General features: G+C 30.7%; 23 protein-coding genes, 1 tRNA gene and 1 other RNA gene. 19 read left to right on the top strand and 6 right to left on the bottom strand.

Going from position 1 to position 25,271, the window contains the following annotated elements:
• Positions 1 to 22: 22 nt before the first annotated feature.
• Both murE and Q0516_RS07240 read left to right on the top strand, forming a co-directional pair.
• Complete coding sequence (gene murE / locus Q0516_RS07245) at positions 23 to 1,537, top strand: Mur ligase family protein (RefSeq protein ID WP_294466977.1); 1,515 nt, start codon at positions 23 to 25, stop codon at positions 1,535 to 1,537.
• A gap of 15 nt (positions 1,538 to 1,552) precedes the next feature.
• Positions 1,553 to 1,822, top strand: coding sequence for a DUF1905 domain-containing protein (locus tag Q0516_RS07240; protein WP_294467066.1), 270 nt, complete (start codon positions 1,553 to 1,555; stop codon positions 1,820 to 1,822).
• Positions 1,823 to 1,845: 23 nt separating this feature from the next.
• Here Q0516_RS07240 and Q0516_RS07235 read toward each other — a convergent pair whose 3' ends face one another.
• Positions 1,846 to 2,634 (bottom strand): HAD-IIA family hydrolase, encoded by a 789-nt coding sequence (locus Q0516_RS07235; RefSeq protein WP_294466975.1) that lies wholly within the window; start codon positions 2,632 to 2,634, stop codon positions 1,846 to 1,848.
• Positions 2,635 to 2,939: 305 nt separating this feature from the next.
• Here Q0516_RS07235 and Q0516_RS07230 point away from each other — a divergent pair, with 305 nt between their 5' ends.
• Positions 2,940 to 3,818, top strand: coding sequence for a metallophosphoesterase (locus tag Q0516_RS07230; protein ID WP_294466972.1), 879 nt, complete (start codon positions 2,940 to 2,942; stop codon positions 3,816 to 3,818).
• Between the two features lie 102 nt (positions 3,819 to 3,920).
• On the opposite strand, the gene Q0516_RS07225 is transcribed toward Q0516_RS07230, so the two are convergent.
• A complete protein-coding gene (locus Q0516_RS07225; protein WP_294466969.1) occupies positions 3,921 to 4,298 on the bottom strand; it encodes a helix-turn-helix transcriptional regulator in 378 nt (125 codons plus the stop codon).
• A gap of 223 nt (positions 4,299 to 4,521) precedes the next feature.
• Here Q0516_RS07225 and Q0516_RS07220 point away from each other — a divergent pair, with 223 nt between their 5' ends.
• The 5 genes from Q0516_RS07220 (at position 4,522) to Q0516_RS07200 (ending at position 8,001) form a co-directional block, all read left to right on the top strand.
• Positions 4,522 to 4,737 carry a hypothetical protein gene (locus Q0516_RS07220; RefSeq protein ID WP_294466967.1) on the top strand — a complete coding sequence of 72 codons (216 nt, stop codon included), beginning with the start codon at positions 4,522 to 4,524 and terminating at the stop codon, positions 4,735 to 4,737.
• A 173-nt stretch (positions 4,738 to 4,910) separates the two neighbouring features.
• The gene (locus Q0516_RS07215) at positions 4,911 to 6,152 is read left to right on the top strand and encodes an immunoglobulin-like domain-containing protein (protein WP_294466964.1); all 1,242 of its coding nucleotides are present in this window, start codon (positions 4,911 to 4,913) and stop codon (positions 6,150 to 6,152) included.
• 107 nt (positions 6,153 to 6,259) lie between these two features.
• A complete protein-coding gene (locus Q0516_RS07210) occupies positions 6,260 to 6,532 on the top strand; it encodes a metalloregulator ArsR/SmtB family transcription factor (protein WP_294466963.1) in 273 nt (90 codons plus the stop codon).
• Between the two features lie 86 nt (positions 6,533 to 6,618).
• A complete protein-coding gene (locus Q0516_RS07205; protein WP_294466959.1) occupies positions 6,619 to 7,632 on the top strand; it encodes a permease in 1,014 nt (337 codons plus the stop codon).
• A gap of 66 nt (positions 7,633 to 7,698) precedes the next feature.
• A complete protein-coding gene (locus tag Q0516_RS07200) occupies positions 7,699 to 8,001 on the top strand; it encodes a thioredoxin family protein (protein ID WP_294467065.1) in 303 nt (100 codons plus the stop codon).
• Between the two features lie 99 nt (positions 8,002 to 8,100).
• Here Q0516_RS07200 and Q0516_RS07195 read toward each other — a convergent pair whose 3' ends face one another.
• The 3 genes from Q0516_RS07195 to ssrS form a co-directional block, all read right to left on the bottom strand.
• Positions 8,101 to 8,616, bottom strand: a complete 516-nt coding sequence (locus tag Q0516_RS07195) for a ferritin (RefSeq protein ID WP_294466957.1) — start codon at positions 8,614 to 8,616, stop codon at positions 8,101 to 8,103.
• Between the two features lie 268 nt (positions 8,617 to 8,884).
• Positions 8,885 to 9,403, bottom strand: a complete 519-nt coding sequence (locus Q0516_RS07190; RefSeq protein WP_294466955.1) for a methyltransferase — start codon at positions 9,401 to 9,403, stop codon at positions 8,885 to 8,887.
• Positions 9,404 to 9,713: 310 nt separating this feature from the next.
• Positions 9,714 to 9,880, bottom strand: a non-coding RNA gene (gene ssrS, locus Q0516_RS07185) — 6S RNA.
• A 221-nt stretch (positions 9,881 to 10,101) separates the two neighbouring features.
• Between ssrS and Q0516_RS07180 the strand changes: the two genes are divergently transcribed.
• From Q0516_RS07180 to argH, 4 genes are all read left to right on the top strand, one after another.
• Positions 10,102 to 11,319 carry an argininosuccinate synthase gene (locus Q0516_RS07180; RefSeq protein ID WP_294466953.1) on the top strand — a complete coding sequence of 406 codons (1,218 nt, stop codon included), beginning with the start codon at positions 10,102 to 10,104 and terminating at the stop codon, positions 11,317 to 11,319.
• 140 nt (positions 11,320 to 11,459) lie between these two features.
• On the top strand, positions 11,460 to 12,272 hold the full coding sequence (locus Q0516_RS07175; RefSeq protein WP_294466952.1) for an aldo/keto reductase: 813 nt from the start codon (positions 11,460 to 11,462) through the stop codon (positions 12,270 to 12,272).
• Between the two features lie 185 nt (positions 12,273 to 12,457).
• Positions 12,458 to 13,057, top strand: a complete 600-nt coding sequence (locus tag Q0516_RS07170) for a hypothetical protein (RefSeq protein WP_294466950.1) — start codon at positions 12,458 to 12,460, stop codon at positions 13,055 to 13,057.
• A 418-nt stretch (positions 13,058 to 13,475) separates the two neighbouring features.
• On the top strand, positions 13,476 to 14,846 hold the full coding sequence (gene argH, locus Q0516_RS07165; protein ID WP_294466948.1) for an argininosuccinate lyase: 1,371 nt from the start codon (positions 13,476 to 13,478) through the stop codon (positions 14,844 to 14,846).
• 17 nt (positions 14,847 to 14,863) lie between these two features.
• On the opposite strand, the gene Q0516_RS07160 is transcribed toward argH, so the two are convergent.
• On the bottom strand, positions 14,864 to 16,201 hold the full coding sequence (locus Q0516_RS07160) for an MATE family efflux transporter (RefSeq protein WP_294466945.1): 1,338 nt from the start codon (positions 16,199 to 16,201) through the stop codon (positions 14,864 to 14,866).
• A 99-nt stretch (positions 16,202 to 16,300) separates the two neighbouring features.
• On the opposite strand from Q0516_RS07160, the gene Q0516_RS07155 reads away from it, so the two are divergent.
• The 7 genes from Q0516_RS07155 to Q0516_RS07125 all read left to right on the top strand — a co-directional run.
• Positions 16,301 to 17,191, top strand: coding sequence for a LysR family transcriptional regulator (locus Q0516_RS07155; RefSeq protein WP_294466944.1), 891 nt, complete (start codon positions 16,301 to 16,303; stop codon positions 17,189 to 17,191).
• Between the two features lie 25 nt (positions 17,192 to 17,216).
• Entirely contained in the window at positions 17,217 to 18,341 is a 1,125-nt protein-coding gene (locus Q0516_RS07150; protein ID WP_294466943.1) for a glycerate kinase, read from the top strand.
• 219 nt (positions 18,342 to 18,560) lie between these two features.
• Positions 18,561 to 18,636: transfer RNA gene (locus Q0516_RS07145), tRNA-Thr, on the top strand.
• 658 nt (positions 18,637 to 19,294) lie between these two features.
• Positions 19,295 to 21,625 (top strand): CRISPR-associated helicase Cas3', encoded by a 2,331-nt coding sequence (gene cas3, locus Q0516_RS07140; protein WP_294466941.1) that lies wholly within the window; start codon positions 19,295 to 19,297, stop codon positions 21,623 to 21,625.
• Between the two features lie 20 nt (positions 21,626 to 21,645).
• Positions 21,646 to 22,329 (top strand): type I-C CRISPR-associated protein Cas5c, encoded by a 684-nt coding sequence (gene cas5c, locus Q0516_RS07135; protein ID WP_294466938.1) that lies wholly within the window; start codon positions 21,646 to 21,648, stop codon positions 22,327 to 22,329.
• Positions 22,326 to 24,485 (top strand): type I-C CRISPR-associated protein Cas8c/Csd1, encoded by a 2,160-nt coding sequence (gene cas8c / locus Q0516_RS07130; protein WP_294466936.1) that lies wholly within the window; start codon positions 22,326 to 22,328, stop codon positions 24,483 to 24,485. The genes cas5c and cas8c overlap by 4 nt, the downstream gene beginning before the upstream one ends.
• Positions 24,486 to 24,517: 32 nt before the next feature.
• A partial coding sequence (locus Q0516_RS07125; RefSeq protein WP_294466934.1) for a TonB-dependent receptor plug domain-containing protein occupies positions 24,518 to 25,271 on the top strand: 754 nt, incomplete at its 3' end.

Here is a 25,271-nt window from a genome sequence, read left to right as displayed (position 1 = left end):
TTTTTAAGAGGGAATAAATGTAATGAAAATAAAAGTAGCAGATATTATAAATATCTTAAACAAAGAAAGTCAAATAGTTAATTTAAATATTTTAAGTATAAGTGAAATCGTCAGTGATGTGACTTATAATTCAAAAGCGGTAAAAGATAAAAATGTATTTATCTGTAAAGGTCTGAATTTTAAAGAAGAGTACTTAACAGATGCCATAAAGAGAGGCTGCAGGCTCTATATAAGCGAAAAGAAGTATAGCGATGATATACCTTATATTATAGTAAAAGACGTACGAAAATCTCTGGCACTCATATCTAAATTGTTTTATGGAGATAAATCGGAAAAGCTTAAGCTAATTGGTATAACCGGAACAAAAGGAAAAAGTACAACTTCTTTTTTTATTAAAAACATCCTTGATTTATTTTTGAAAAGTAAGGGCAAAATGCTTTCAGGGATAAATTCTACTATTGATACTTATGACGGAAGTGTAGTCAGTGAATCCTCACTGACTACTCCCGAGAGCTTGGAATTCTATAAGTTATTAAATAGTGCAGTAAATAATGACCTTGAATATTTTGTATGTGAGATTTCTTCAATAGCATATAAATATAATAGGGTTCATGGAGCAAAGTTTAATGTGGGAGTATTTTTGAATATTGGATATGACCATATTTCAGAGGTTGAACATAAAGATTTTAATGATTATTTTTCTTCAAAAATAAAACTTCTTGAAAACAGCGAATATATAGTTATCAATAAAGATTTGTTAAGGTATGATGAAATAAAATCAGTGCTAGACAATAAAGAAAAAGATAAGATTTTTACATTTTCAATTTATGATAAAGCTGACTATAAGGCGGTAAATATAAAGAAAAACAATACATTTACTTCTTTTGATTTAGTCCATGGAGATAAAGTAAAAAGCTACAGCCTTTTAATGAAAGGTTTATATAATGTGGAGAACGCGATAGCTGCGATTATAGTTTGTGAAATACTAGGTATAGATTATAAATATATTTTTAAAGGTATCTTGGGTTCTGCCGTAAAAGGCAGGGGAGAGATATATAAAACCAAAGACGGGAAGAAGACTTTGATTGTTGATTATGCTCATAATGAACTCAGTCTTAAAAGGTATTTTGAATTTATCAAAGATGAATTTAAAGATAAAAAGCATATATGTATAATAGGTGCTCCGGGAGGAAAGGCATTCAATAGAAGAGAAGAAATAGGAACATTGTGTCATAAAAACTGCGACGAAATAATCCTTACTTCAGACGATCCCTTTTATGAAAGTTTTGATAATATATGTTCGGGGATCATGGATTTTATTCCAAATCATAAAAAAATCAAAGTAATAGAAAATAGGACGGAAGCCATAAAAGAAGCGTTAAATACCTATAGAGATGAAGAAACGATAATATCTATTTTGGGTAAAGGCTCCGAGACCAGTCAGAATTATAATGGTATATCAAGAGATTATATATCCGATAGTGTAAATGCAAAAATATTTGTAGATGAATATAATGAGAATATAAATAAAAATTAAGAAAATAATATGATTATGAATGAAAAAACATATAAATTTAATGCTATGATAAAAAAAGTAGAAGGCATTGACGGGGCGTATATTGAATTTCCTTATGATGTTAAAGTGGAATTTAATAAAGGCAGAGTTAAAGTTCATGCTACATTTGATGATTTTCCTTATGACGGAAGTCTTGTAAAAATGAAAACCCCATGTCATATAATCGGGATAAGAAAAGATATCCGAGCAAAGATAGGTAAGCAGGCAGGGGATGTTATTCATGTAACAATTAAAGAAAGAAAATAAAAAGAATGATATAATCATTCTTTTTATTTTATATAAGGTATCATATCAAAGGCTTTATCGAAAATTAAATCCGGAGCAGTATCAAATTTTACTATATCTTCTTTTTTTGTTTCTCCGCTTAAAACCAAAATCCCTTTTGCTCCGTTATTTACTCCCGTTGCAACATCAGTATAAATCCTGTCTCCTATAAAAGCGATTTCTTCTCTTTTGTATCCGGTGCTTTCAACTATCATATCTACCGTTTCTTTAAAAGGCTTTCCCAGATATTTGGGTTTTACTTCGGTAGATTTGGTAATAAGTTCGCACATAGCACCGCAGTCGGGCATGAACCCGTCTATGGTAGGGCAGTTTATATCTAAATGCGTTGCTAAGAACAGTGCTCCGTTTCTGATGTAATGACAGGCTTTATCCAGTTTTTCATATGTAAGCGTGGTATCAAAAGTAATAACAACGATATCCGGCTTTTCGTCAACAAGATCAATTCCTGCATCTTTAAAGCTTTTATAGACTTTAGGTGTGGCTGCAAGATAAACTTTTTTATCCTTATATTTTGTTTGAAGATATTTAATGGTCACATCTCCTGAAGTCATTACATCTTTATCCTCTACTTTAAATCCCATATTATTGAGTTTTTCGACGTATGTTTCACCTGTTCTTGAAGAATTGTTTGTAAAGAATAGGATACCTTTATTTGTTTTTCTTAGATGATTTATAAAGTCCAGTGAGCCTTCTATCAAAGTATTGCTCAAATAAATCGTTCCGTCCATATCGAGTACGAACAGTTTTATATCTTTTAAATCTTCCTTTTTCATATCTTCTCCTTAATGTTTAAATATATATTAATTAAATTATCATTTTAAATAAGTTTGTAATTATAAATACGTATTTCCACTCAATATAATGCCGCCTCGATGAATGTTTCAAAGAAACTATTAGATCTTTTTTAGCAACTGCTTTAGCCTTTGTGGCTTGAGCGAAAATTTTTGGTATTTTTTGTTTTAAAAAGTACGGTCTATATTATATCATAAAAATTACTTTCATAAAAATTTTATATAACATTGGGTAAAAAAACATATTATGATATAATAATTGATAAACTATATTAAGGAGGTTTCAATTGAGAAAATTTAAAATTTGTTTTTTAATAGCTATTTTACTGCTTTTTGTATATCTATATTTTGAAAATACCTCTTTGATTACCGTGGATAAGACAGATATAGTTTCTAATAAGATAGACAGCAGTTTCAACGGATATAAAATTTTGCAGCTTTCCGATTTACATTCGAGAAAGTATGGAAAGAATAATAAAAATTTAATCAAGAAAATCGATAAGATAGACCCCGATATAATAGTCTGCACCGGGGATATGATGAATTCCACCGATGATGAAGGGAATGTATTTATAAATTTAGCGGGAAAACTCACTAAAAATTATCCGGTTTACTATATAGACGGAAATCACGAACAGCTGGTTCAGTATAATAATGTAAGTGTATATGATGATTATACAGATTCACTTAAAAGTCTTGGGGTCCATGTACTTAAAAATGAAAAGGTTCAAGTAAGAAAAGGTTCTTCATATATAAATATGTATGGACTTAACGTAGATTTGATTTATTACTCTACTCAAAATGATTTAAAAAATTCCAATATCAAGTATACAGAGAGGAATTTTGCTAAGACAATAAATAAAAAGACATTTGAAAAAGATAAATTTAATGTTCTTTTGACTCACGACCCGCTGTATTTTGAAGTATATGAGAAAAGTAAAGTTGATTTGATTTTGACGGGACATATTCACGGAGGGATAGTTAGGATCCCTTTTAAAGGCGGACTTCTTTCTCCCGATCAGGATTGGTTCCCTAAGTATTATCATGGTTTATATACTTTGAATGATACAAAGATGATAGTAAGTGCCGGACTTGGGAATTATACTGTGAATTTTAGGGTGTTTAATCCTTTTGAAATAAACCTTGTTACTCTTAGGAGCGAATAAATTGAAGAGTCAGGGGCGCGGAATCGACGTTAGTCGGCGTAGTGCCCCGATATGAATAAAAAAACAGCGCATATGTGCTGTTTTTTTGTTGTATACATCTATCTATATTTGCTTTATTGAATTTTCATTATCTTCATTTTTTATTCTTTTTAACTGAGCTTTATAAAATAATAAGTTCTCCATTAAAAAAGTTCTTTCTTTTAAAGAACAATCGGAAAATATATTTAAAAAATCTTTATTTAAAAAATTATCCGAACTCTTTTTTACACTCATATTTAAAAGTTCATCCATGCTGATATCTAGGGCATTGGTTATATCAACGAGCGTTTGAAGAGAAGCTTTGCTTATTCCTCTTTCAATCTTACTTATATGCTGAACCGATTTATTTATCCTTTTTGCTAAATCTGACTGTGAATATTTCTTTTGTTTCCTATATTTTTTTATTTGTTTTCCTAAATTTTCGTAGTTAATTTTAATCATTTGAACATTCCTTTTTAATTTAAGAAATCCTTTTAAGCTTCTTTTTCGACTATATCTGACAATATTCTACCATTTTACTCAGTTAAATTAAAGTAAATTAAGCATATAAATACTAATTTTTACAAAAATATGCTTTATAGTTCTATTTTTCGACAAATTTCTACATAATAGCTGTTCTATAATTTAGACAACAAAGAACAAAAAACAACAGGAGGACGTTAAAATGAAAAGAGGACAGCTATTTATACTTGAATATTTAATAGGTTATTATGAAAAAAAGGGAGTAAAATTAAGAGAAAGAATTCAAGATGAACTGGAAAAAAATTGTGATGTTATGAATACTGACATAATAAATATGTATAAAAGATATTTCAAAATAAAAAATACTATCTTGAAACTAAAGAACAGATATATGGATTTGGCAATATCATTGGTTTAGTAATAAAATAAAATACATATAAAATTAAGTGAAATCCTTCATAGTTATATAAAAATATAATAAATAAAATTAGTGAAAGCACCTTCATGGTGCTTTCTTATGATTTTTTAGATATTAAAATAACTAAAAAAATGATATAATATTACAATATATTACATATTTGGAGAAATATTATGAGAGGGAAATTAAATGTACAAAACTTTATAAAAATTATAATAGGTATTGTACTTTTGGCTGTTGTTATATTCGGAGTCATAAATGTTTATTATACAAATTTAGCAAAGCTTACGATAATCGGCGAAAGTGAAATAACCGTGGGAAGATACTCTGCTTATAAGGATAAGGGTGCGAAAGCTCTGAACAACAATAAAGATGTCAGCAAGGATATTAAAACAGAGGGGAGAGTAGATACTAATATTCCCGGGAATTATTTGATAACTTATAGATATCATAAAAAAAGTGCTGTCAGAAAAGTAAGGGTTTTGGATAAAATGAGTCCCGCGCTTAATATTAAAGGCAGTGATGATATAACATTAAAGCTTGGAGAAAATTATAATGAAGAGGGCTACAGTGCTAAAGATGATGACGGAAACAGTTTAACTAAAGATGTACAAGTCAGCATTCCTGATTTAAAAAGGGTAGGGGTATATAATATTACTTATACTCTGACTGATAAAAAAGGGAATACAACGAAGAGAATAAGAAAAGTAAGGGTAATACAAAATACTGATTATAAAACAAATGGGCTTAGTATTTGTATGTATCACTATGTTTATAATAAAAATAATGTTCCTGCTAATATGAATTCTGCCAATAGGGGTAATTTCATTGAAGTAAATGATTTAAGGGATGAAATGAAGTATCTAAAAGATAATGACTATTATTTCCCTACATGGAAGGAAGTAAAAGAATATTCTGAAGGAAGATTGTTACTTCCGGAAAAGAATATCGTTATAACCTTTGATGATGCCGCTCAGTCTTTTCTTGATAATGGCATCCCGATTTTGAATGAACTTAAGATCCCTGCAACTTCGTTCATAATAACTTCTCACGATGGTAAGAAAAAGGTACGAAGCTATAAAAGTAAATATATCACATTTCAATCTCATTCACATGATATGCATAGATCTGGTGGTACAATAGGTCACGGCGGAATTATGACTGCACTCACCGAAGAAGATATAATACGAGATTTGAAAACTTCTTTTAAAATATGCGGACATAGCGATGCATTTGCTTATCCATTTGGCGATTACAGTGAAAGCTGCGAAAATGCATTAAGAAATGCAGGGGTGTTATGTGCGGTAACAACCATTTACGGAAAAGTTTATCCCGGAGACGACCCTCTATTATTAAATAGAGTTAGAATGAATTACGGACAGAGTTTGGAAAATTTTATAAATAAGATAAAATAAAGGATCTCCACGGTGCTTTTAATTTAAGCAAATTATATTTTATACATTGACATCTATCAATATATAAAATATAATTATATTGACAAGTATGAATATGAGGTATTGAAATGTTTCAAGATAAAATCAAAAAATTTAAAGCACTAAGCGATGAAAATAGATTAACAATTTTACATTCTCTTAAAAATAGTGAAAAATGTGCATGCAAATTATTGGATGAATTAAATATAAGTCAATCAACTTTATCACATCATATGAAAATATTGTGCGATGCAGGCTTGGTTATATTTAGAAAAGAAGGTAAGTGGATGCATTATCGTATCAATGAAGACGGAGTAAAAAATATAATTGATTTTTTGGGAAATATCTGTTTTTTTAAATAATTAAGTAATAATGCCATCATTTAGATGGTTTTTAAAAGACTTATATATCGATACTTGTAAATTTATAAATATGAAAGGAAGATTTTATGATTGCAATTGAAAATATTTGGTTATTTATACAAGATCAAATTCTTGGAATGCAATGGTTAAATATACTTTTGGGAGAGATTTTAAAAAAACTTGGATTTGACTTAACTACTCGTTTGGGGGGAAGTTTACAATTTTTTATATATGATACTATAAAAATTTTTATCTTATTATCGGTATTGATTTTTATGATTTCATACATTCAAAGCTACTTTCCTCCCGAGAGGACAAAAAAAATCCTGGGGAAGTTTCATGGGCTTTGGGCTAATACTCTCTCTGCACTACTTGGAACTGTGACACCTTTTTGCTCCTGCTCATCAATACCGTTATTTATGGGATTTACAAGTGCAGGTTTACCACTGGGAGTTACTTTTTCTTTTTTGATTTCTTCTCCGCTTGTTGATATAGGCTCTCTAGTATTACTTATAAGTATTTTCGGCGCTAAGATTGCCGTTGCTTATGTAGTTGTCGGATTGGTTCTTGCTATTGCAGGGGGAACTTTAATTGAAAAATTAAAGTTAGAGAAGTATGTGGAAAGTTTCATAAAGAATGCCTCGGCTATAGATATTGATGTTCCTGAATTAAGCAGGAAAGATAGAGTTATTTATGCAAAGGAGCAAGTTTTTGAAACTGTAAAAAAAGTAGCACCATATATTTTTGTGGGTGTTGCAATAGGAGCATTTATACATAACTTTATTCCCGAAGCTTTTGTACAAAATATACTGGGTGCTGATAGATGGTACTCTGTTCCTTTGGCTGCTTTTGTCGGAGTTCCTATGTATGCCGATATATTCGGGACTATACCGATAGCTGAAAGTTTGTTTTTCAAAGGTGCAGGGCTTGGAACAGTATTATCTTTTATGATGGGAGTCACAGCATTATCTTTGCCGTCGATGATAATGCTTAAAAAGGCTGTAAAACTTAAGTTACTTGTAATATTTATCACTATCGTGACTGTAGGGATAATTATAATTGGATACTTGTTTAATTTGTTAGGATTTTTATTTATATAAAATATAGGAGGAAATAAAATGTCAACATATAAAAAGAATAAGGATAGAAACTTCTGTTGTTCTTTTATGGATATTTCATCTGACGGAACGTCTGATGTCAAAGCAAAACAAAAAGAAGAAGCTTTTATTAAGGTACTGGGGGCAGGGTGTACAAAATGCAATGAACTTGAAAATAATGTTAGAGAAGCTTTAAAAGAATTAAATATCAATGATGAAATAGAGCATATTACCGATTTTGTACAGATTGCTTCATATGGTGTGATGTCTACACCTGCATTGGTCTTAGATAAGAAAGTTGTATGTTACGGAAAGGTTATATCTAAAAAAGAAGTCATAGAGATTTTGAAGAGAGAATATGAATGGCTTTAATAATATAACAAAAAAGCACCAAGGTTAATAAGGTGCTTTTTGTTTAATACGTAAGGTTATTGTTAGGTTATATTTAATATAAATTTGTTGGTAAAGTAATTATTCAGCAGCGATACTAGGAGCTGCATAAGCTCTTCCTAGGAATTCTTGGTCTAATAAATATAAACCTTTTGGATCTGAAGCGAATAATTCAAATTTTCTGATATTATCTTCAGCGTTCTTTTCTTCTTCCATTTGTTCATTTACAAACCAATCTAAGAAGTGCATTGTTCTGTAATCTTTAACATCATGAGCTGCTGCATAGATGTTGTTGATTAAACCTGTAACAATTCTTTCATGTTTAAGTGTTACATCAAGAGGATCTTTGATGTCGCTGTATGTATACTCAGGTTTTTCGATTGCTTCAGAAGTAATTTTATGACTGTTGTCTTTTAGATAATCTCTAATTAACATAGCATGATCTCTTTCTTCCTGAGCTTGGATATAAAACCAATTTTCAAATCCGTCTAAGCCGTAATCAGCATAGAAATTTGCCATATCTAAATAGATATAAGCAGAGTATAATTCTTTATTTATTTGATCGTTTAATAGTTCGGCAACTTTTTTATCTAACATTTTTCGTTTCTCCTTTTAATTAAGTATATTTAAATTATAACCATTCTAATTTAAAAGTCAAGTCTTTTATTTAATTTTTTTACGAAAATATGGAAATATTTTTAAATTGTAACTTTTGGTAGTAATGTATCTTATTTAATAAAAAAAGATAGGTTTTGTGTTTTTTTAACTTTTATAAAGATATTTATTATTACTTATATGAAATAGAATATAAGTATTTTAAATAAATATATTTATGATATTTTATTAATAATTTATAAAAACCCAGCTAAAAATATCGCCTTACTTTTTTCATATAATCAAGATATTCTTTGCCGAATTCATTTATACACCATCTTTCTTCGCTGATAATTATTACATGAGAAGTTATTATAAATAATATTACAAATATAAGAAGCAGTAATGATTGAGTAATAAAAACACAGCCGATAAAAAATATAAAGTATGACAAATACATAGGATTTCTTGAGATTTTATAAATACCGTTTTGATTTATTCCATTTTGGGAAGGATACGCAAAATTTATTACAGATATGATAAGGAGTACAGAGCCGAGGGCATAAATAAATATCCCAAGAAAAAATAACCGCTCCGGTGTAGTTTTTACTTTAAGAAAAAATAAGTATATTATAATTAAAATATTTGAAATTTGATATATATAATAAGCAGTTTTTTCTTTGTTAAATAATGGTGCAAAATAAGCTGCACGTTTTACTGCTTCTTTATTTAATATGGATAAAAGCGTGAAACGAATAAGGAAAAAAGGTATAAGTAAGAAAAATCCCATTTATAAAGCTCCTTTGTAAATTTGTTTTTTATTTGATTTGATTATAGCCAATCCAGCCATAATCAAATTTTAGAGCTATAATTGTAAAATGTCAAATAAAGATAATAACGTGATGGTTATAATTGTATAGAAATATTTAGGGATTTTATCAGTAATATATTACTATTTAAATATATATAATGACATGAGATAAAATTCAACTTAAATTTATTAGTATAACCTAAGAATATAATGTAAGAAATAAGTCATAATAATCAAATTATTGTAAAATAAAGAGATTGTTTTTAGAGCAAAATTAGATGTAAAATAAAAAAGACCTTAAAGGTGCTAGAATTTTGATCCTATCTAAAAAGATAGGTGGGTTACCTGCTTACCGCTTCTGCCGTCCACTTATAGAGGCATGACATCCACATAAAGACTCAGTATCCCTGTATAAAAGTGTAGGTTCAAAATAACAGCATTCCTTTTAAGGTCATATATATTATATGATTAAATAGTAAAAATATCAACATAAAAGACTATTAATAATTATTAAAATATGGTAATTTATACTTATGTAAAAATTAATTGATTTAAAAACTTAAATATACACTGATAAATTAGTAAAATATATAATTTAAGTGTTGACTAATTATACATTTTTATGTATAATTAGTCAGTATTTTAAATCAGAGATTTATTTTGGAGGTATATATATAATGAAAGATAAAATAGTTTTAGCTTATTCCGGAGGACTTGATACGTCAACAATAGTTCCTTGGCTTAAAAATAATTATGACTGCGAAGTGCATGCAGTGTGTGTAGATGTAGGACAGGTTGATGATAATGAAAAACCTGATCTGGAAAAAAGAGCTATTGAGTACGGTGCTGACAGTATAGATATAATAGATGCTACAGAAGAGCTTGTTAATGATTACATATTCCCAATGCTTAAGTCAGGGGGTAAATATGAAAACAAATATTTACTAGGTACTTCAATTGCAAGACCGCTGATATCTAAAATTTTGGTTGATAAAGCAAGAGAACTGGGTGCAAATTGTATTTGCCACGGTGCTACGGGTAAAGGTAATGACCAGGTTCGTTTTGAGCTTACTATTATGGCGCTTGCTCCCGATATCAAGATAATCGCACCTTGGAGACTTTGGGATATAAAATCAAGACAGGATGCACTTGATTACTGTATACAACACGATATCAAACTTAATATGTCTGCTGAAGAAAGTTATTCAAGAGATATGAATATCTGGCATTTATCTCATGAGGGACTTGAGCTTGAAGACCCTGCAAACATGCCCGACTATAGAAATCTTCTTCAAATGACTACATATGTCGAAGACGCTCCCGATGAAGCAGAAGAAATTTCAATCGAATTTGAAAAAGGTATCCCTGTAAGCCTTAACGGTGAAAAGATGGACGGAGTTACACTTCTTACCAAACTAAACGAGCTTGGCGGTAAGCACGGCATAGGTGTAATAGACATGGTTGAAAACAGAGTTGTAGGTATGAAATCCAGAGGTATTTATGAAACTCCCGGAGGAAGTATTTTATATTATGCACACAATGAACTTGAACAGCTTTGTTTGGACAGAGAAACTCAAGCATATAAGAGGACCGTTGCTGTCAAATATGCCGACCTTGTGTATTCCGGAATGTGGTTCTCTCCACTTAGAGAAGCTCTTGATGCTTTTGTTGACAAGACTCAGGAAACTGTTACCGGTAAAGTTTCACTTAGATTATATAAAGGAAACAAGATCACAAAAGGCATTGAAAGTCCATATTCTGTATACAATGAAGAAATTGCTTCATTCGATACCGGTGAATTATATGACCATAATGACGCAGCAGGATTTATCAAACTTTATGGTCTTCCTCTAAAAATCAGAGCGTTTATGAAACAAAACACTGAAGATAAATAATAGGTGGTTTTAAAATAATTTTTATCTTTCTATTTTTCTTACACTCCTCTACAATGGGGAGTGTTTTTATATATTGGGATTTAAAGGGTTTTATAGTATAATCGGTAAATATAGAAAAATATTTTATAAAAGGGATTAAAATGAAAGAAGTAACGTTAAATAACGGTGTTAAAATGCCAATACTTGGACTTGGAATATATCGGTTGCAGGGTAGAAAAGGATGTGAAGCGATAAAGCAAGCGATAAATCTTGGTTATACTTTGTTTGATACCGCACAGATGTATAATAATGAGCATATACTTGCAGACGCAGTAAAAAGTGCGGAGGAAAATTCAATTATAAAAAGAGAAGATTTATTTATAACAACGAAATTATTTTCTCCCAGCAGAAGTTATAAGCTTGCAAAGGAAGGGATAAAAGAGTCCCTTAAAAATTTAAATACTGATTATATTGATTTAATGCTTATTCATGAGCCTTATAAAGAAGCCGTTGAAATGTATAGGGCTTTGAAAGAAGCTTATGATGAGGGATCAGTAAGAAGTATCGGGATATCTAATTTTAATGCGGATGAATATTTAAGCTTTATAGATAAATGTGATATAATACCAGCTGTAAATCAGGTCGAAGCACATGTATTCCATCAGCAAAGAGGGCTTCAGGAAGTAATGGAAGAACATGGTACCGTAATGAATGCATGGAGTCCTTTTGCTGCGGGTAAAGAAGATATATTTAAAAATGAAATATTATTATCCATAGGAGCTAAATACGGTAAGACTTCCGCTCAGGTAAGTCTTAGATATTTTGTGGAGAGGGGTATCATTGTAATACCAAAATCCTTCAATAAAGATAGACTAAGGGAAAATATAGATATCTTTGATTTTAAATTAAGCAGAGAAGATATTGAAAGAATAGAAAAATTGGATACAAAAAAGAGTTTGTTCGGCTGGTATTGATTATTGATATAAAGGGAAATAATAAATCTTTGAATATTATATATAGGATAAGATTAAAATATTGATTATTATTTGAACGGATATTAAGAATTGATAAATGAAGGTAACCAATGTTTAATTAACATTGTTATTATAAAATTACTTGGAAATTATTATTTGTAAAAAGTCAAATAGAAAGGAAAAAAATGAAATTAAGAGATCATCATTTCAGAGAATATGAAAAAAAAATTGTAGAGGTTTCAAATTCAGGAAATGTACTTTCAAAAATGGGTGCAGGAGATGTTACGGAGCCTTTTATGGGATATATGTATATAGATACAAATAAAGGAGTTACTTTTAGGCTTCTCGGCAATATTGAAAATGAAGCTCATGAAAAGTATATAAAAGAAAAAATATCTCTTGTAAGGTATGATTTGATAGAGGATTTCGATATAAAAATCATAGAAGACATCCCGCGGTTAAAAGCTATCGAAGAACATTATAAGGAAAATTTTAGCGAACCTCATATTGAAAAAGTCAGAGACAGAATAGAGATAGATAATTTAAGAAGCAGGGCTTATCCCGATGATGTAGAAATCGTTATTCCTTATAAGGAAGGTTACGTGGAGAAAATATGGGTAAGGTCTTTTGATTATATAATAAAAGAAAATATGTATATTTTTTCTCTTCTTAAAGATTCATGTTATGATGAAAAACTTAAGAAGGATTCTTTGGTGGCGGCAAAATATTTTAAGAAAAATGATGCGGAAGCATTGATATTCTTTGGAACGGTAGAAGCTTTATAGTATCTATTACGTTTTTTATTCAATATGAATGATTGATTGTAAATAGTAAATTAAAATTTAAAATAAAATAAAATTAATTTTTACAACGTTTATAAAAAATAGCTTGATGATAATTTAAGACATCGTTGATAAATAACAATTTATAACAGAATTAAAAATATTATATAAAGAATTATATTTGATATTTTAAAGAGGATTTTTGATAAATTTTAAATAATGCCAAATTTGATTTAATATAGCAATTTTGTACTGTTTAATTTTCGATATATGAATAAAAGTAAAATTAATTTTAAGGCTTTTAATTAGTTTAATTGGGGTTGTATAATCTTTTTAGATAATTAAAATATTGTCACAAAATGGATAATATGGTATTGTATAAAGCGTAGAATAAATGTTTTAAATATAGGAGAAATTTATTATGAAGATGTGGGCAGGAAGATTTTCGGAACAGAATGCAAAGGAAGTGGATATATTCAATAACTCTCTTCACTTTGATAAAGTTTTATATAAATATGATATTTTAGGAAGTATAGCACATGTAAAAATGCTTTCCAAGCAAAATATCATTTCTAAAGATGATGAGGAAAAATTAGTTAAATCTTTGAATGATTTAATGAAAGATATAGATGAGGGAAAAGTTATTTTTAATGAAGAATATGAAGATATACATATGGCTGTTGAAAGTATACTAACCGATAGGATAGGTGACAGTGCAAAGAGGATACATACTTGCAGGAGCAGAAACGATCAGGTTGCACTGGACATGAAAATGTACGTCAAAGAGGAAATCAAAGAGGTCATATCACTTCTTAAAGACCTTTTATACACTCTTCTTGAAATGGCAAAGGATAATACAAAGACCATTATGCCGGGGTATACTCATATGCAAAGAGCCCAAACGGTTACCTTTGCACATCATTTATGTGCTTATAGTGAAATGTTCAGAAGAGATATAGATAGACTTCAGGATACATATAAAAGAACAAACGTTATGCCTCTGGGTGCAGGAGCTCTTGCTTGTTCAACTTTTGATATAGACAGAGACTACGTGGCTGAACTGCTTGATTTTGACAGCATTACTTTGAATTCTCTCGATACGGTTTCCGACAGGGATTACGTAATAGAACTTTTAAATGACTTAGCTATAATAATGATGCATTTATCTCGTTTCAGTGAAGAAATAATTTATTGGGCAAGTGATGAATTTAAATTCATTGTGGTTTCCGATAAATATTCTACCGGTTCATCTATGATGCCTCAAAAGAAAAATCCCGATGTTGCTGAACTTATAAGAGGTAAAACAGGGAGGGTTTACGGAAACTTGATGGCAATGCTTACCGTGATGAAAGGGATACCTCTTGCTTACAATAAAGATATGCAGGAAGATAAAGAAACTACATTCGACAGCGTAAATACAGTAAAACAGTGTATAAGTATTTTTACGGGAATGATATCTACTATCACGGTGAATAAAGATGTTTTAAAAGAAGCATGTGTCAACAGTTTTATGAACGCTACGGACGTTGCAGAATATCTTGTTAAAAAAGGCTGTCCATTCAGAGACGCTCATTTTATCGTAGGAAACCTTGTAGGAAAATGTGTGAATGAAGATAAATTTCTACAGGATTTATCTTTGAATGAATTTAAAGAACAAAGCGGGCTTTTTGAAGATGATATATATGAAGTACTGCATGTTACGACCGGAATGAATAAAAAGAACATGACTGCTTCACCTAAAGAAGAAATAGTTAAAAAATACATAGAGAAGATATTGGATGAGATAAAGTAAAATGTAAAAAAGATGCATTAATATGCATCTTTTTTTATATCAGAATTCCTTTTAAAAAATATAATCATCTGCATTATATTTACCGCTATCCAGCCTAATCCCGTTGAAACGGCTACCGCAGATAAAGACAACTTATATATTAGAATATATGAAAGTATCGTTCTTATAGAAATATGTAATATAGTACCTACTACCGGGATATTCATCATTCCCACCCCTTTATAATATCCTACGAATGAGCTTCCTATAAAGCAGAAGATATAGAAAATTGATATTACTTTTAAATAAGATGCTGCTTCATTTACAGCGTTGATGTTGTTTTCGATAAACATACCGGATAAAGGTTTTGATAATATAAATGCTATAGATATTATAATCATGCCCATAAGGAGCATTAATTTAAGTCCTGTTTTAAATCCTTTTTTTATTCTCCCATTCTTTTCTGCACCTTTATTTTGTGATATGAATATTGATATCGCAGTTCCTCCGCTTTCTGCGAATGAGTTTGGGAAAGCTTCTATTCTGCTTGAAGCGGTAAATGCGATTATGGAATTTGTCCCAAGTGCGTTTACCGCACCTTGGATTAAAAGTTTACCTATATATAAACTCGACTGATGAAGAGAGGACATAGTCATGTAATCTAATATTGATTTTATATTTTTTATATCCAATTTAAAATCTGCTCTTTTGCAAATCAAATAGGGATATTTTTTATTTATATAAATTACTGCTATGACAGCAGAAAAAATTTGAGATAGAACTGTAGCAATAGCCGCTCCTTGAATTCCCAAACCAAAAATCTTAATAAATATATAGTCCATGATTATATTTGCTATAGTTGAAAGTAAAAGTATATATAATGATGTTTTTGAGTTTCCGACGCTTCTTAGCACCGAAGAACAAAGATTATATAAAAAGCATGATATAAGTCCGATTAGGATTATATTTAGATACTCCATTACATATGATTTTAGTTCCATAGGTGTATTTATGATATTGAGAATAAAATTTAAAATCAAAATAGATGTGATACTTAAAATAACTGTAATACCACCTCCTATTATGATAGATGTAAATATTGATTTTCTAAATTTTTTATAATTCTTTTCCCCGTAATATCTTGCAAGTATCAGTGATATACCATTGTTTGCACCTATTATTATAAAAATAAATAAATTCATAATGCTTCCCGATATCCCTATTGAGGCAAATGCATTATCATTTATAAAACTCCCTACCATATATGTATCTATGGTGTTATATAGTTCCTGAAGTATGTTAGAAAGTATAAGAGGCAATGTAAGACCGATTAATTGATATTTTATATTTCCGTAGGTTAAGTTTTCAGTATTCATATTTTGCCTCCTTATAAAAGTATATTTGATATTTAAATGATTGTAAAATGCTTATTTATTTGATAAAATATAAATAAATATTTATATTAAGAGGGGATTATGACAGAATTTGAAATAGAAGCATTTTTAATGGTAATAAAAAATGGAAATTTATCTTTGGCGGCTGAAATGCTTCATATAACTCAGCCTGCACTAAGCAGGAGGATAAGTGCATTGGAAGAAGAACTGGGATATAAGTTAATAAAAAGGAAAAAAGGAATAAGGAATATTGAACTTACAAATGAAGGTAAATCTTTTATTCCCATAGCCAAGAAGTGGATAAGCGTATGTGAGGAAGCAAAAGGACTTAGTGATATAGATTACGACTCAGTCTTGAATATTGCTTCGATTGGCAGTATAAGCACTTATATACTTCCCGAAGTATTTGTGAAATTTATGAAATCTAACCCCAATAAACGAGTAAGTTTTCATAATTATCATTCTCATGAGTCTTATGAATATGTAGAAAAAGGACTTGTCGATATAGCTATTATTTCCGATGATATGTATTTAAAAAATGTCAGTACTATACCGTTGTTTTCGGAACCTATGGTATTTGTTTGCAGTAAAATGAGCGTTTATGAAGGGGATATCGATCCCAAACAGCTTAGCATCAAAAATGAAATAAGGCTTCCATGGAACCCGGAATTCGATTTATGGCATGAGTATTGGTTTGGGAACATTCCAAATTATAAAATATTTTTGGATCAGATGAGTTTACTTGAAGAGTTTTTGACAATAAAAGATACATGGGCAGTAGTTCCTATGTCCGTAGCACGAAAGATAAATGAAAATAGTACAATAAAGATTTTAAATATTACCGAACCTCCTGATGACAGGATAATTTATTATTTAAAGAGTAACGATAAAAAGAATGTACTTATCGAAGGATTTTTAAATATTTTTAACGGAGAGATAAGTAAAATCGAATGTGTTAAATCGCATTTGTAAAATAAATTAAATATAAGGTAAAAAAATGAAAGTAATAGTAGCTTTGGATTCATTTAAGGGGTGCTTGACTTCTTATGAGGCAGGTAATGCTGTAAAAGAAGGTATATTAAATGCAAATCGTAATATCGATGTAATAGTTAAACCACTTGCTGACGGCGGTGAAGGAAGTCTTGATGCTATGCTTTGTGATAAAAGAATAGAAAAAAAATTAATAGTAACTAAGGATCCTTTGGGCAGAGATATTGAAACTTATTATGGAATAAAAAATAATACTGCCATAATAGAAATGGCGAAAACCTGTGGACTGGAATTACTGAAGCATGAAGAACTAAATCCTATGAATACCTCTACTTACGGATTGGGGCAGATGATAGAAGATGCCGTTACAATCGGTATAAAAAAGTTTGTTATATTTATAGGCGGAAGTGCTACTAATGACTGTGGTACAGGTATGCTTAAAGCTCTTGGATATAGATTTTTAGATAAAGATAATAAAGAAGTTCCAGAAAGCGGAGGTCACTTAAATAAAATAAAGTATATAGATGAAAGCAATGTAATAAAAGGGTTAAATAAATGTATTTTTAATGTTGCTTGTGATGTAAATAATCCTCTTTTGGGAAGTAACGGTGCAAGTTATATTTATGCACCGCAAAAGGGTGCAGATGATATAATGGTAAGAACTTTGGAGCATAATTTAAATTGTTTTGCTGATATAGTAAGTAAAAAATATAATATAGATCATAGAAATAAAAAGGGTGCAGGGGCTGCCGGTGGACTTGGCTTTGGATTAATGTCATTTCTAAATGCTAAGTTGAGAAGAGGGATAGATATTATTTTTCAGTCCTTAAATTTTGATAATGAGCTGGTTAATGCCGATTATTTAATTACCGGAGAGGGGAAATTTGATGAGCAATCTTTGATGGGTAAAGCTCCTATAAGTATTTGCAAATTAGCTAAAGAGCATAATAATAATGTAAAGACGATCATTTTAGCTGGAAGTGTTGATGATAAGGAAATTAAATCCGAATTTGTGGACGGCTACTTTTCCATAATAAATAAACCTATGGATTTGTCAAATCTTATGAAAAAAGAAATAGCAAAAAATAATTTATATATCACTTCTTTACAGTTATTTAGATTATTGATTTAAATGATTTTGTAAAATATCATGGATTGAAACTTTATATATTAGATACTTATTATTTAGTTGTTTATTTAATACTAATTATTGACAATTATTAATTTTTATAGTATTTTATAGCATTTTATATTATAAAAGTAATTATATTTATAAAATAAAAATTTAGTGTAAAATATGAAAAAAGTTCTTGACATTTTTTATCCTATTTAGTATATTATATAGGCAGGTGCTGATGTGGCTCAATCGGTAGAGCAGCTGATTTGTAATCAGCAGGTTGTAGGTTCAAGTCCTATCATCAGCTCCATTTTATTAAAAGGTAACTATCTCTGTGGAGGTAGTTTTTTTATAAAATATTTAAGTTAAAATATGTATTATATATTATTGATTAGTAATATTTTGTATAGATTTATATCATATTTAGTAGTATTATATCTTACTAAAATGTTGTAATTATTGATAATCAGTGATATAATTTTAAAAATTGGTCGTACCTGAGAACTGGTATGTAGGGTTGAAACTATAAAATTTATTAGTTAATTATGAGTCCCCAGTAAATTTTTTGGGGCGAATTAAAAGAGTGTTTTTTGATAACACTCTTTTTTCGTGTTTTTATCGTTTGTATATTGACATGGCAAAAGCAACATATTACAACAACTATTAAATATTACAAAGTAAAAAAATAAATAGGAGGGTAATTAGTATGACTTAATATTTTAAGATTTAGACTTATCATTTTAATTTGTTTAATTGAGAATTGTATGTACAAAAGGATAGAGGATAATATAACAAGGATGTCATCAGTAAATCCTTGTTATATTACACATCCATACTACTTTGTAAGATATTAGTGTTCTTAATTGTCAAAATATGTAAATAAGAGTATAATTACATATTATAGTAAACGTTTTAATTTTTATCGCTTTTTGTTACCGTCTATATAATAAAAAAATTAAGGAAGTGATATGATGGGGAAATATAAAGAATATATCGCTCATACAAGAGAAAATAAAGACACTGGAGAAATCAAATATCAATATCTTATTGACCATTTATTAAAGGTAAGTAAATACTGTGAGGAATATGCAAGTGATTTTTCAGCGGGATATATGGGTAAATATATCGGACTTCTTCATGATCTTGGTAAGATTCAGGACGGATTTCAGGATTATATAAGAGGAGAAAGCAAAATCAAGGTCAAACATGCAGCTTTCGGCGCTAAAATGCTGTTAGATAAAGGCGAAGAAAATAAGGACGCCTATTACAGCTATTTAGCTTATCCTATATGTTGTCATCATACCGGACTTAAAGACAGCGGTAATAAAGATGGTGGTGGAAGCGGGACTTTTTACGGAAGTTGTAAAGAATTTGAAGTATCAAGATTTTTTGAAAATTTAAATATTGCTTTTCCAAATCCTCAAAAGCTTTATGCGCCTTTTACTGTAAATGATTTCGGGATATCCTTTTATATAAGAATGTTATTTTCATGTCTTGTGGATGCTGACTGGAGAGATACCGAGGAATTTTGTAATAATGTAAAAAGAGAAACCACACATGCTTCAATGGAAAAATTAAATAGCACTTTGGATACATATTTAAATGAACTGAGAAATAAAGAGGGTAAAGATGAAGAAATAAATAAAATCAGAAATATGATTTTGGATGAATGTATAAAAAAAGCAAAATCTCCTAAAGGATTATTTTCTTTATGTGTTCCGACAGGAGGAGGTAAAACCATATCATCGCTTGCGTTTGCCGTAAAACATGCCAAGGAAAACGGAATGAAGAGGATAATATATGTCATTCCATACACTTCTATCATTGAGCAGAATGCAAAAGTTATCAAGGACATTATCGGTGAAGAATTTGTTTTGGAGCATCATATGAATGCCGAAATCAAAGAAGATGACGAAAAAATGAGATGGGCGAGCGAAAACTGGGATATACCAATAACTATAACTACGAATGTCCAATTTTTTGAATCATTATTTTCAAATAAAACTTCAAAGTCGAGAAAAGTGCATAATATGAGTAGAAGTGTGATTATCTTTGATGAGGCACAGATGCTGCCTATTGATTTCTTATCTCCATGCGTTTATGCGATTTGTGAGCTTATTAAAAACTATGGTTCCAGTGCTGTCCTTTGCAGTGCGACAAAGCCGGTCATTGATAATTATAAATATAAAGATATGCCAATCACGGAAATCGTATCAAATACAAATGAGCTTTTTGAAAAATTGAACAGGGTAGATTATAAGTATATAGATAAAAAAGATGATGAAGAAATCGTTGGTATGATAACTGAAAATAAAAGTGCTTTAGTAATTGTGAATAGCAGAAGACATGCATATAAGTTATACGATATGATAAAAGATAAAGTATTAAAAGATAAAAAAGTATTTGTCCTTTCAACATTACTAAGACCTTATGACCGACTAAAAAAAATAGAAGAAATAAAGAAACTTTTAAAAAATAATGAAGATGTTATAGTTATTTCGACACAGCTTATCGAGTGCGGAGTAGATGTTGATTTCCCTGTAGTATTTAGAGCCGTTGCCGGAATAGACAGTATCGTCCAGTCCGGGGGAAGAGCAAACAGAGAAGGAAAGCTTACAGATAAAAACGGTAATTTAATCAAAGGCAAGGTATATGTGTTTGAATCTACTTCTAAGGAAGGAAAATGTCCAAGCAGTATAAAACCCAAAGCGGATAAATCAAGGGAAATTATTGGCTTATTAAAAGATAGCTCTTTTGGACTTGATGGTGTTGAAAAGTATTTTAAAATGGTATATCAATTTTATAATACAGATATTTCCGGTTTAAATAAAGAACAGAAACAATTGCTTGATAAAGAAGATATTCTTGGAAGTCTTAAATTAAACGGTCAATATCTTGGGTTTGATTATAAATATGTAAATGATAAATTTAAGCTAATTGAGGATAATACATATTCAATTTTTGTTTCTGTAAAAAGTGAAGAAAAGGATAGTTCAAATAGGAAAAACGATGAGAAAAATAATGATATTGATGAAAGCAAGAGCCTAAGAGATAAATTGATTTTATTAGAAAATGATAATATTAAAAATAGTATTTTGACTAAAAGTGATTTTAGAAAGATGAATAAATACATAGTAAATATTTATGAAACTGAATTTAATAGGCTTTTAAAGGATAATGTTTTAATTCAAACTAGATTTGGGATATATATTTTAAATAACGATAAATATTATGATAAAGATTTAGGGCTTGATATATTCAGTAATGAAAACAAAAATGCAGAGGCTATAAATGTATAGTTAAGAAGGAAGGTGATTAAATGGGATACGGAGTAACATTTAGAGTATGGGGAGACTATGCCTGTTTTACAAGACCTGAACTTAAGGTAGAAAAAGTAAGTTATGATATGATGACTGCATCTGCCGCGAAGGGGATATTGGAGAGCGTATACTGGAAGCCCGCCATACGCTGGATAATCGATGAAATTCATGTGATAAATGAAATAAAATTTACCAATGTAAGAAGGAACGAAGTAAGCGAAGTCCTAAAGCTTTCACAAGTAAAAGGCGCGATGAACCGGAATGTACCTTTATATATAGATGCTCCTGGGAAAAGACATCAAAGAGCTTCGATGATACTTACAGATGTTGAGTACGTAATTAGGGCTCATTTTGAATTGAATTTAGATAAATGCGGAGAAACCGATACAAAGGAAAAACATTATAATATTGCTGTACGCAGACTAAAAAAAGGACAATATTTCTCCGCTCCGTTTTTGGGGACTAGAGAATTCGGAGCTAATTTCGAACTTATCGAGGGCGAAAAAGATATACCCAAAAGTCATTTAGAGGGGGAAAAAGACCTTGGGTATATGTTATACGATTTGGATTACAAATTAAGTGAAGATAAAAAAAGAAGTGAAGTATCACCTAAATATATAAGAGCGATATTAAATGATGGCATTCTTGATTTTAGGAAAATCAGAGATGAGGTGGCGGAATGATTTTAAATGCACTTTGCAGTTATTATGATGAGCTTTTGAAACTCGGTGAAGTACCTCCCTTCGGTTATGAAAAAGTAGGTGCTAATTATGAACTTGTTTTGGATGAAGACGGTAATATAGTGAATTTGACAGAGTTTACAGACGACTCCGAAGGTAAATCAAAGAAAAGAAATTTTATTATGCCTACCAGAGGGAAGTCCAGTAAGATAAAAGCAGCTTTGGTATGCGATAATGCGGGATATATATTTGGACTGTCCGGAAGTCTTGATAAACAAAAAACAGAAGAAAAGAAATTTGAAACAGCGAAAAGTTTTCATCTTCAAATATTAAAAGATTGTCATTCTAAAGAAGCTGAAGCAATAAAGAATTATTTTAGAAAATGGGATATAAATAAAGCATGGGAAGAAGAACATATTTTAAGTGCTGTACGTTCTAAAGGTGATGCGCTTCCGGGAAATATCGTAATAAGATTAGTAGGAGAAAGCAATTATCTTCATGAAAATACAGAAATAGTAAATGTATGGTTAGAAGAAAATAAAAGAGAAAACGAAGATAAAGAAAAAAGGATATCGCAGTGCGGTATTACCGGAGAGGTAAGCGAAATAGCACTTCTACATGAACAGTTTCAGGGAATAAAAGGAGCAAATGCTACGGGTACATCTTTGGTTTGTTTTAATAAAGATTCGGATTTATCTTACGGATTAAATCAGTCTTTTAATTCCAATGTTTCTGTGGAAGCATCTTTTAAATACGCTCAGGCTTTAAAATATCTTCTCTCAAGCCGAGAACAAAAAATGGTCTTGGGTGAAGACACTATTGTCTTTTGGTCAGAAAAAAAGGATTGTGATAATGAAGCAATATATGCTCGTTCATTTCGTCATAATAGTGAAGAGCATGAAGAAAACATGACTAAAAAAGATAAAAATATAGAAAATGCAGTAAATATTATCCTTAAAGAAGGCAGAAATGGTCTTTATAATAAAAGTATGCCTGATATAAACATTGATTTAAAAAGTAAATTTTATATATTGGGGTTATCTCCCAATGCAGGCAGAGTTTCTGTAAGATACTTTTTGTTTAATACTTTTGGGTTCTTTATGGATGTTTTAAAACAGCATTATGATGATGTTTCGATAAAGGGAAGTAAACTTGATGAAGGTAAGCCAATGAGTATACATAGGCTTTTATATGCTATAAAAAATCAGAATGCATCAAACAGTAAAGTAAATCCCTTACTCGCAGGTGCTTTGATGAGATCTATACTGACGGGACGTGATTATCCGATCGGCTTATACTATGAAGTCATCAGCAGAGTAAACAATGAGAGAAATATTACTCAGGCGAGAGCCGCAATCATAAAGGGTTATTTGAATAGAAAAAACAGGAATTTAAAAAAAGAGGAGGAATTTAAAGTGAGTTTAAACAAGGAAATAAAAGGAGCATATTTGCTGGGAAGAGTTTTTGCATTGTTTGAATATATACAAAAAGAAGCTTTGGGAGAAAACTTAAATGCAACGGTTAAAGACAGATATTTTTCTTCGGCTTCGACTACACCTTCTCTCGTATATCCGACTTTGATAGATCTATCATTTAAACATCTATCAAAGATTAAAAAAGGCGACAAATCCAATACGGGATATTATTTAGCTAAATTCCTGGACAAAACACTGAACTTCGGACAGGCCAATGTGAGTACCGTTTTCCACTTATTCCCGATGATTCGCTTATCTGACATCCTGCTTTCCTACGCAGAAGCCATGCATCACGCTTACGGCATGAATGCGGACCCTGAAGGCTATGGTTTGACAGCAGCAGAAGCCGTACAGAAAATACGTTCCAGAGCCGGATTCGGAACAGATGATAAATTTCTTAATGGAGTAACAGATGATAACTTCATGGAAAAGGTAAAGCAAGAACGTCGTATCGAACTCTGTTTTGAAGAACATCGTTACTTTGATTTGCGACGTTGGATGGATGGCAATCAACTAAGAGAACCTATTATCGGAATGAAAGTAGAAGAAAATGCTTCCGGGCTTCATTATACACGCATTACAGTAGATGAAGCACGCAATTTTAAAGATTACATGTATTATCATCCTATTCCTCTGAAAGTAATCAAGGAAAGCCCTTCCATCCAACAGAATCCGGGTTGGTAACGGGTATCAAAACTATTTAATAGATAGAAAACATGAAAAAGATAATAATATTATTCATATGCTTAACCTCCTCCATCTGGCATGTCTGTACCCAAACCAAAGTTAGCGGAATTGTTAAAGATGCCCAAGGAATGGAGATGATTGGTGCTACTGTCCTTCAGAAAGGGACTAATAATGGAATAGTGACTGGTTTAGATGGCAAATTTACTCTTACATTGTCCAACAAAGCAGAGCAAACACTTCTTATCTCAATGATCGGCTTTATAGAACAATCTATTGCCATAAAAAAGAATCATCCTTTTATCAATATCACTTTGGAAGAAGATATTGCACAATTGGATGAGGTCGTTGTTGTGGGATATGGAACACAAAAAAAGGTCTCTCTGACCGGTTCTATTTCTAATGTTGGTACTGAAGACTTAAAAAGTATGCCTGTATCAAGTGTTACAAATGCCTTAGGAGGCCGTATTCCAGGATTGGTAACCCGTCAGGAAAGCGGACGTCCCGGAGGTGATCAGGCTACTATGTTTATTCGTGGACGCGCTTCATTGAATGATTCTAGTCCTTTGGTACTGATTGACGGAGTAGAACGGCCTATGGCACAAATCGATCCTGATGATATTGAAACCATCTCTGTGCTAAAAGATGCTTCCGCAACTGCCGTATACGGTGTACGAGGAGCAAATGGTGTGATATTGGTAACTACCCGCCGAGGTCGTGAAGGAGAGACTCGAATATCCTTCTCATCTGAATTCGGTATTACTTCCTTCAATCGTATATCTCAAA

Origin of the sequence: uncultured Anaerofustis sp. (assembly GCF_938029165.1) — a bacterium.
Lineage (GTDB): Bacteria > Bacillota > Clostridia > Eubacteriales > Anaerofustaceae > Anaerofustis.
The sequence above is the reverse complement of the archived record's forward strand: the minus strand, read 5'-3'. Positions and strand labels throughout refer to the sequence as shown.

Bases quoted from the DNA above. Each gene is read 5' to 3' on its own strand.
- Q0516_RS07170 (WP_294466950.1), top strand. From the start codon at position 12,458: ATGAAATTAAGAGATCATCATTTCAGAGAATATGAAAAAAAAATTGTA.
- cas5c (WP_294466938.1), top strand. From the start codon at position 21,646: ATGGGATACGGAGTAACATTTAGAGTATGGGGAGACTATGCCTGTTTT.
- Q0516_RS07150 (WP_294466943.1), top strand. From the start codon at position 17,217: ATGAAAGTAATAGTAGCTTTGGATTCATTTAAGGGGTGCTTGACTTCT.
- argH (WP_294466948.1), top strand. From the start codon at position 13,476: ATGAAGATGTGGGCAGGAAGATTTTCGGAACAGAATGCAAAGGAAGTG.
- Q0516_RS07240 (WP_294467066.1), top strand. From the start codon at position 1,553: ATGAATGAAAAAACATATAAATTTAATGCTATGATAAAAAAAGTAGAA.
- Q0516_RS07195 (WP_294466957.1), bottom strand. From the start codon at position 8,616: ATGTTAGATAAAAAAGTTGCCGAACTATTAAACGATCAAATAAATAAA.
- Q0516_RS07235 (WP_294466975.1), bottom strand. From the start codon at position 2,634: ATGAAAAAGGAAGATTTAAAAGATATAAAACTGTTCGTACTCGATATG.
- Q0516_RS07220 (WP_294466967.1), top strand. From the start codon at position 4,522: ATGAAAAGAGGACAGCTATTTATACTTGAATATTTAATAGGTTATTAT.
- Q0516_RS07175 (WP_294466952.1), top strand. From the start codon at position 11,460: ATGAAAGAAGTAACGTTAAATAACGGTGTTAAAATGCCAATACTTGGA.
- Q0516_RS07210 (WP_294466963.1), top strand. From the start codon at position 6,260: ATGTTTCAAGATAAAATCAAAAAATTTAAAGCACTAAGCGATGAAAAT.
- Q0516_RS07160 (WP_294466945.1), bottom strand. From the start codon at position 16,201: ATGAATACTGAAAACTTAACCTACGGAAATATAAAATATCAATTAATC.
- Q0516_RS07200 (WP_294467065.1), top strand. From the start codon at position 7,699: ATGGATATTTCATCTGACGGAACGTCTGATGTCAAAGCAAAACAAAAA.
- Q0516_RS07155 (WP_294466944.1), top strand. From the start codon at position 16,301: ATGACAGAATTTGAAATAGAAGCATTTTTAATGGTAATAAAAAATGGA.
- Q0516_RS07190 (WP_294466955.1), bottom strand. From the start codon at position 9,403: ATGGGATTTTTCTTACTTATACCTTTTTTCCTTATTCGTTTCACGCTT.
- cas3 (WP_294466941.1), top strand. From the start codon at position 19,295: ATGATGGGGAAATATAAAGAATATATCGCTCATACAAGAGAAAATAAA.
- Q0516_RS07180 (WP_294466953.1), top strand. From the start codon at position 10,102: ATGAAAGATAAAATAGTTTTAGCTTATTCCGGAGGACTTGATACGTCA.
- Q0516_RS07215 (WP_294466964.1), top strand. From the start codon at position 4,911: ATGAGAGGGAAATTAAATGTACAAAACTTTATAAAAATTATAATAGGT.
- Q0516_RS07225 (WP_294466969.1), bottom strand. From the start codon at position 4,298: ATGATTAAAATTAACTACGAAAATTTAGGAAAACAAATAAAAAAATAT.
- cas8c (WP_294466936.1), top strand. From the start codon at position 22,326: ATGATTTTAAATGCACTTTGCAGTTATTATGATGAGCTTTTGAAACTC.
- Q0516_RS07205 (WP_294466959.1), top strand. From the start codon at position 6,619: ATGATTGCAATTGAAAATATTTGGTTATTTATACAAGATCAAATTCTT.
- murE (WP_294466977.1), top strand. From the start codon at position 23: ATGAAAATAAAAGTAGCAGATATTATAAATATCTTAAACAAAGAAAGT.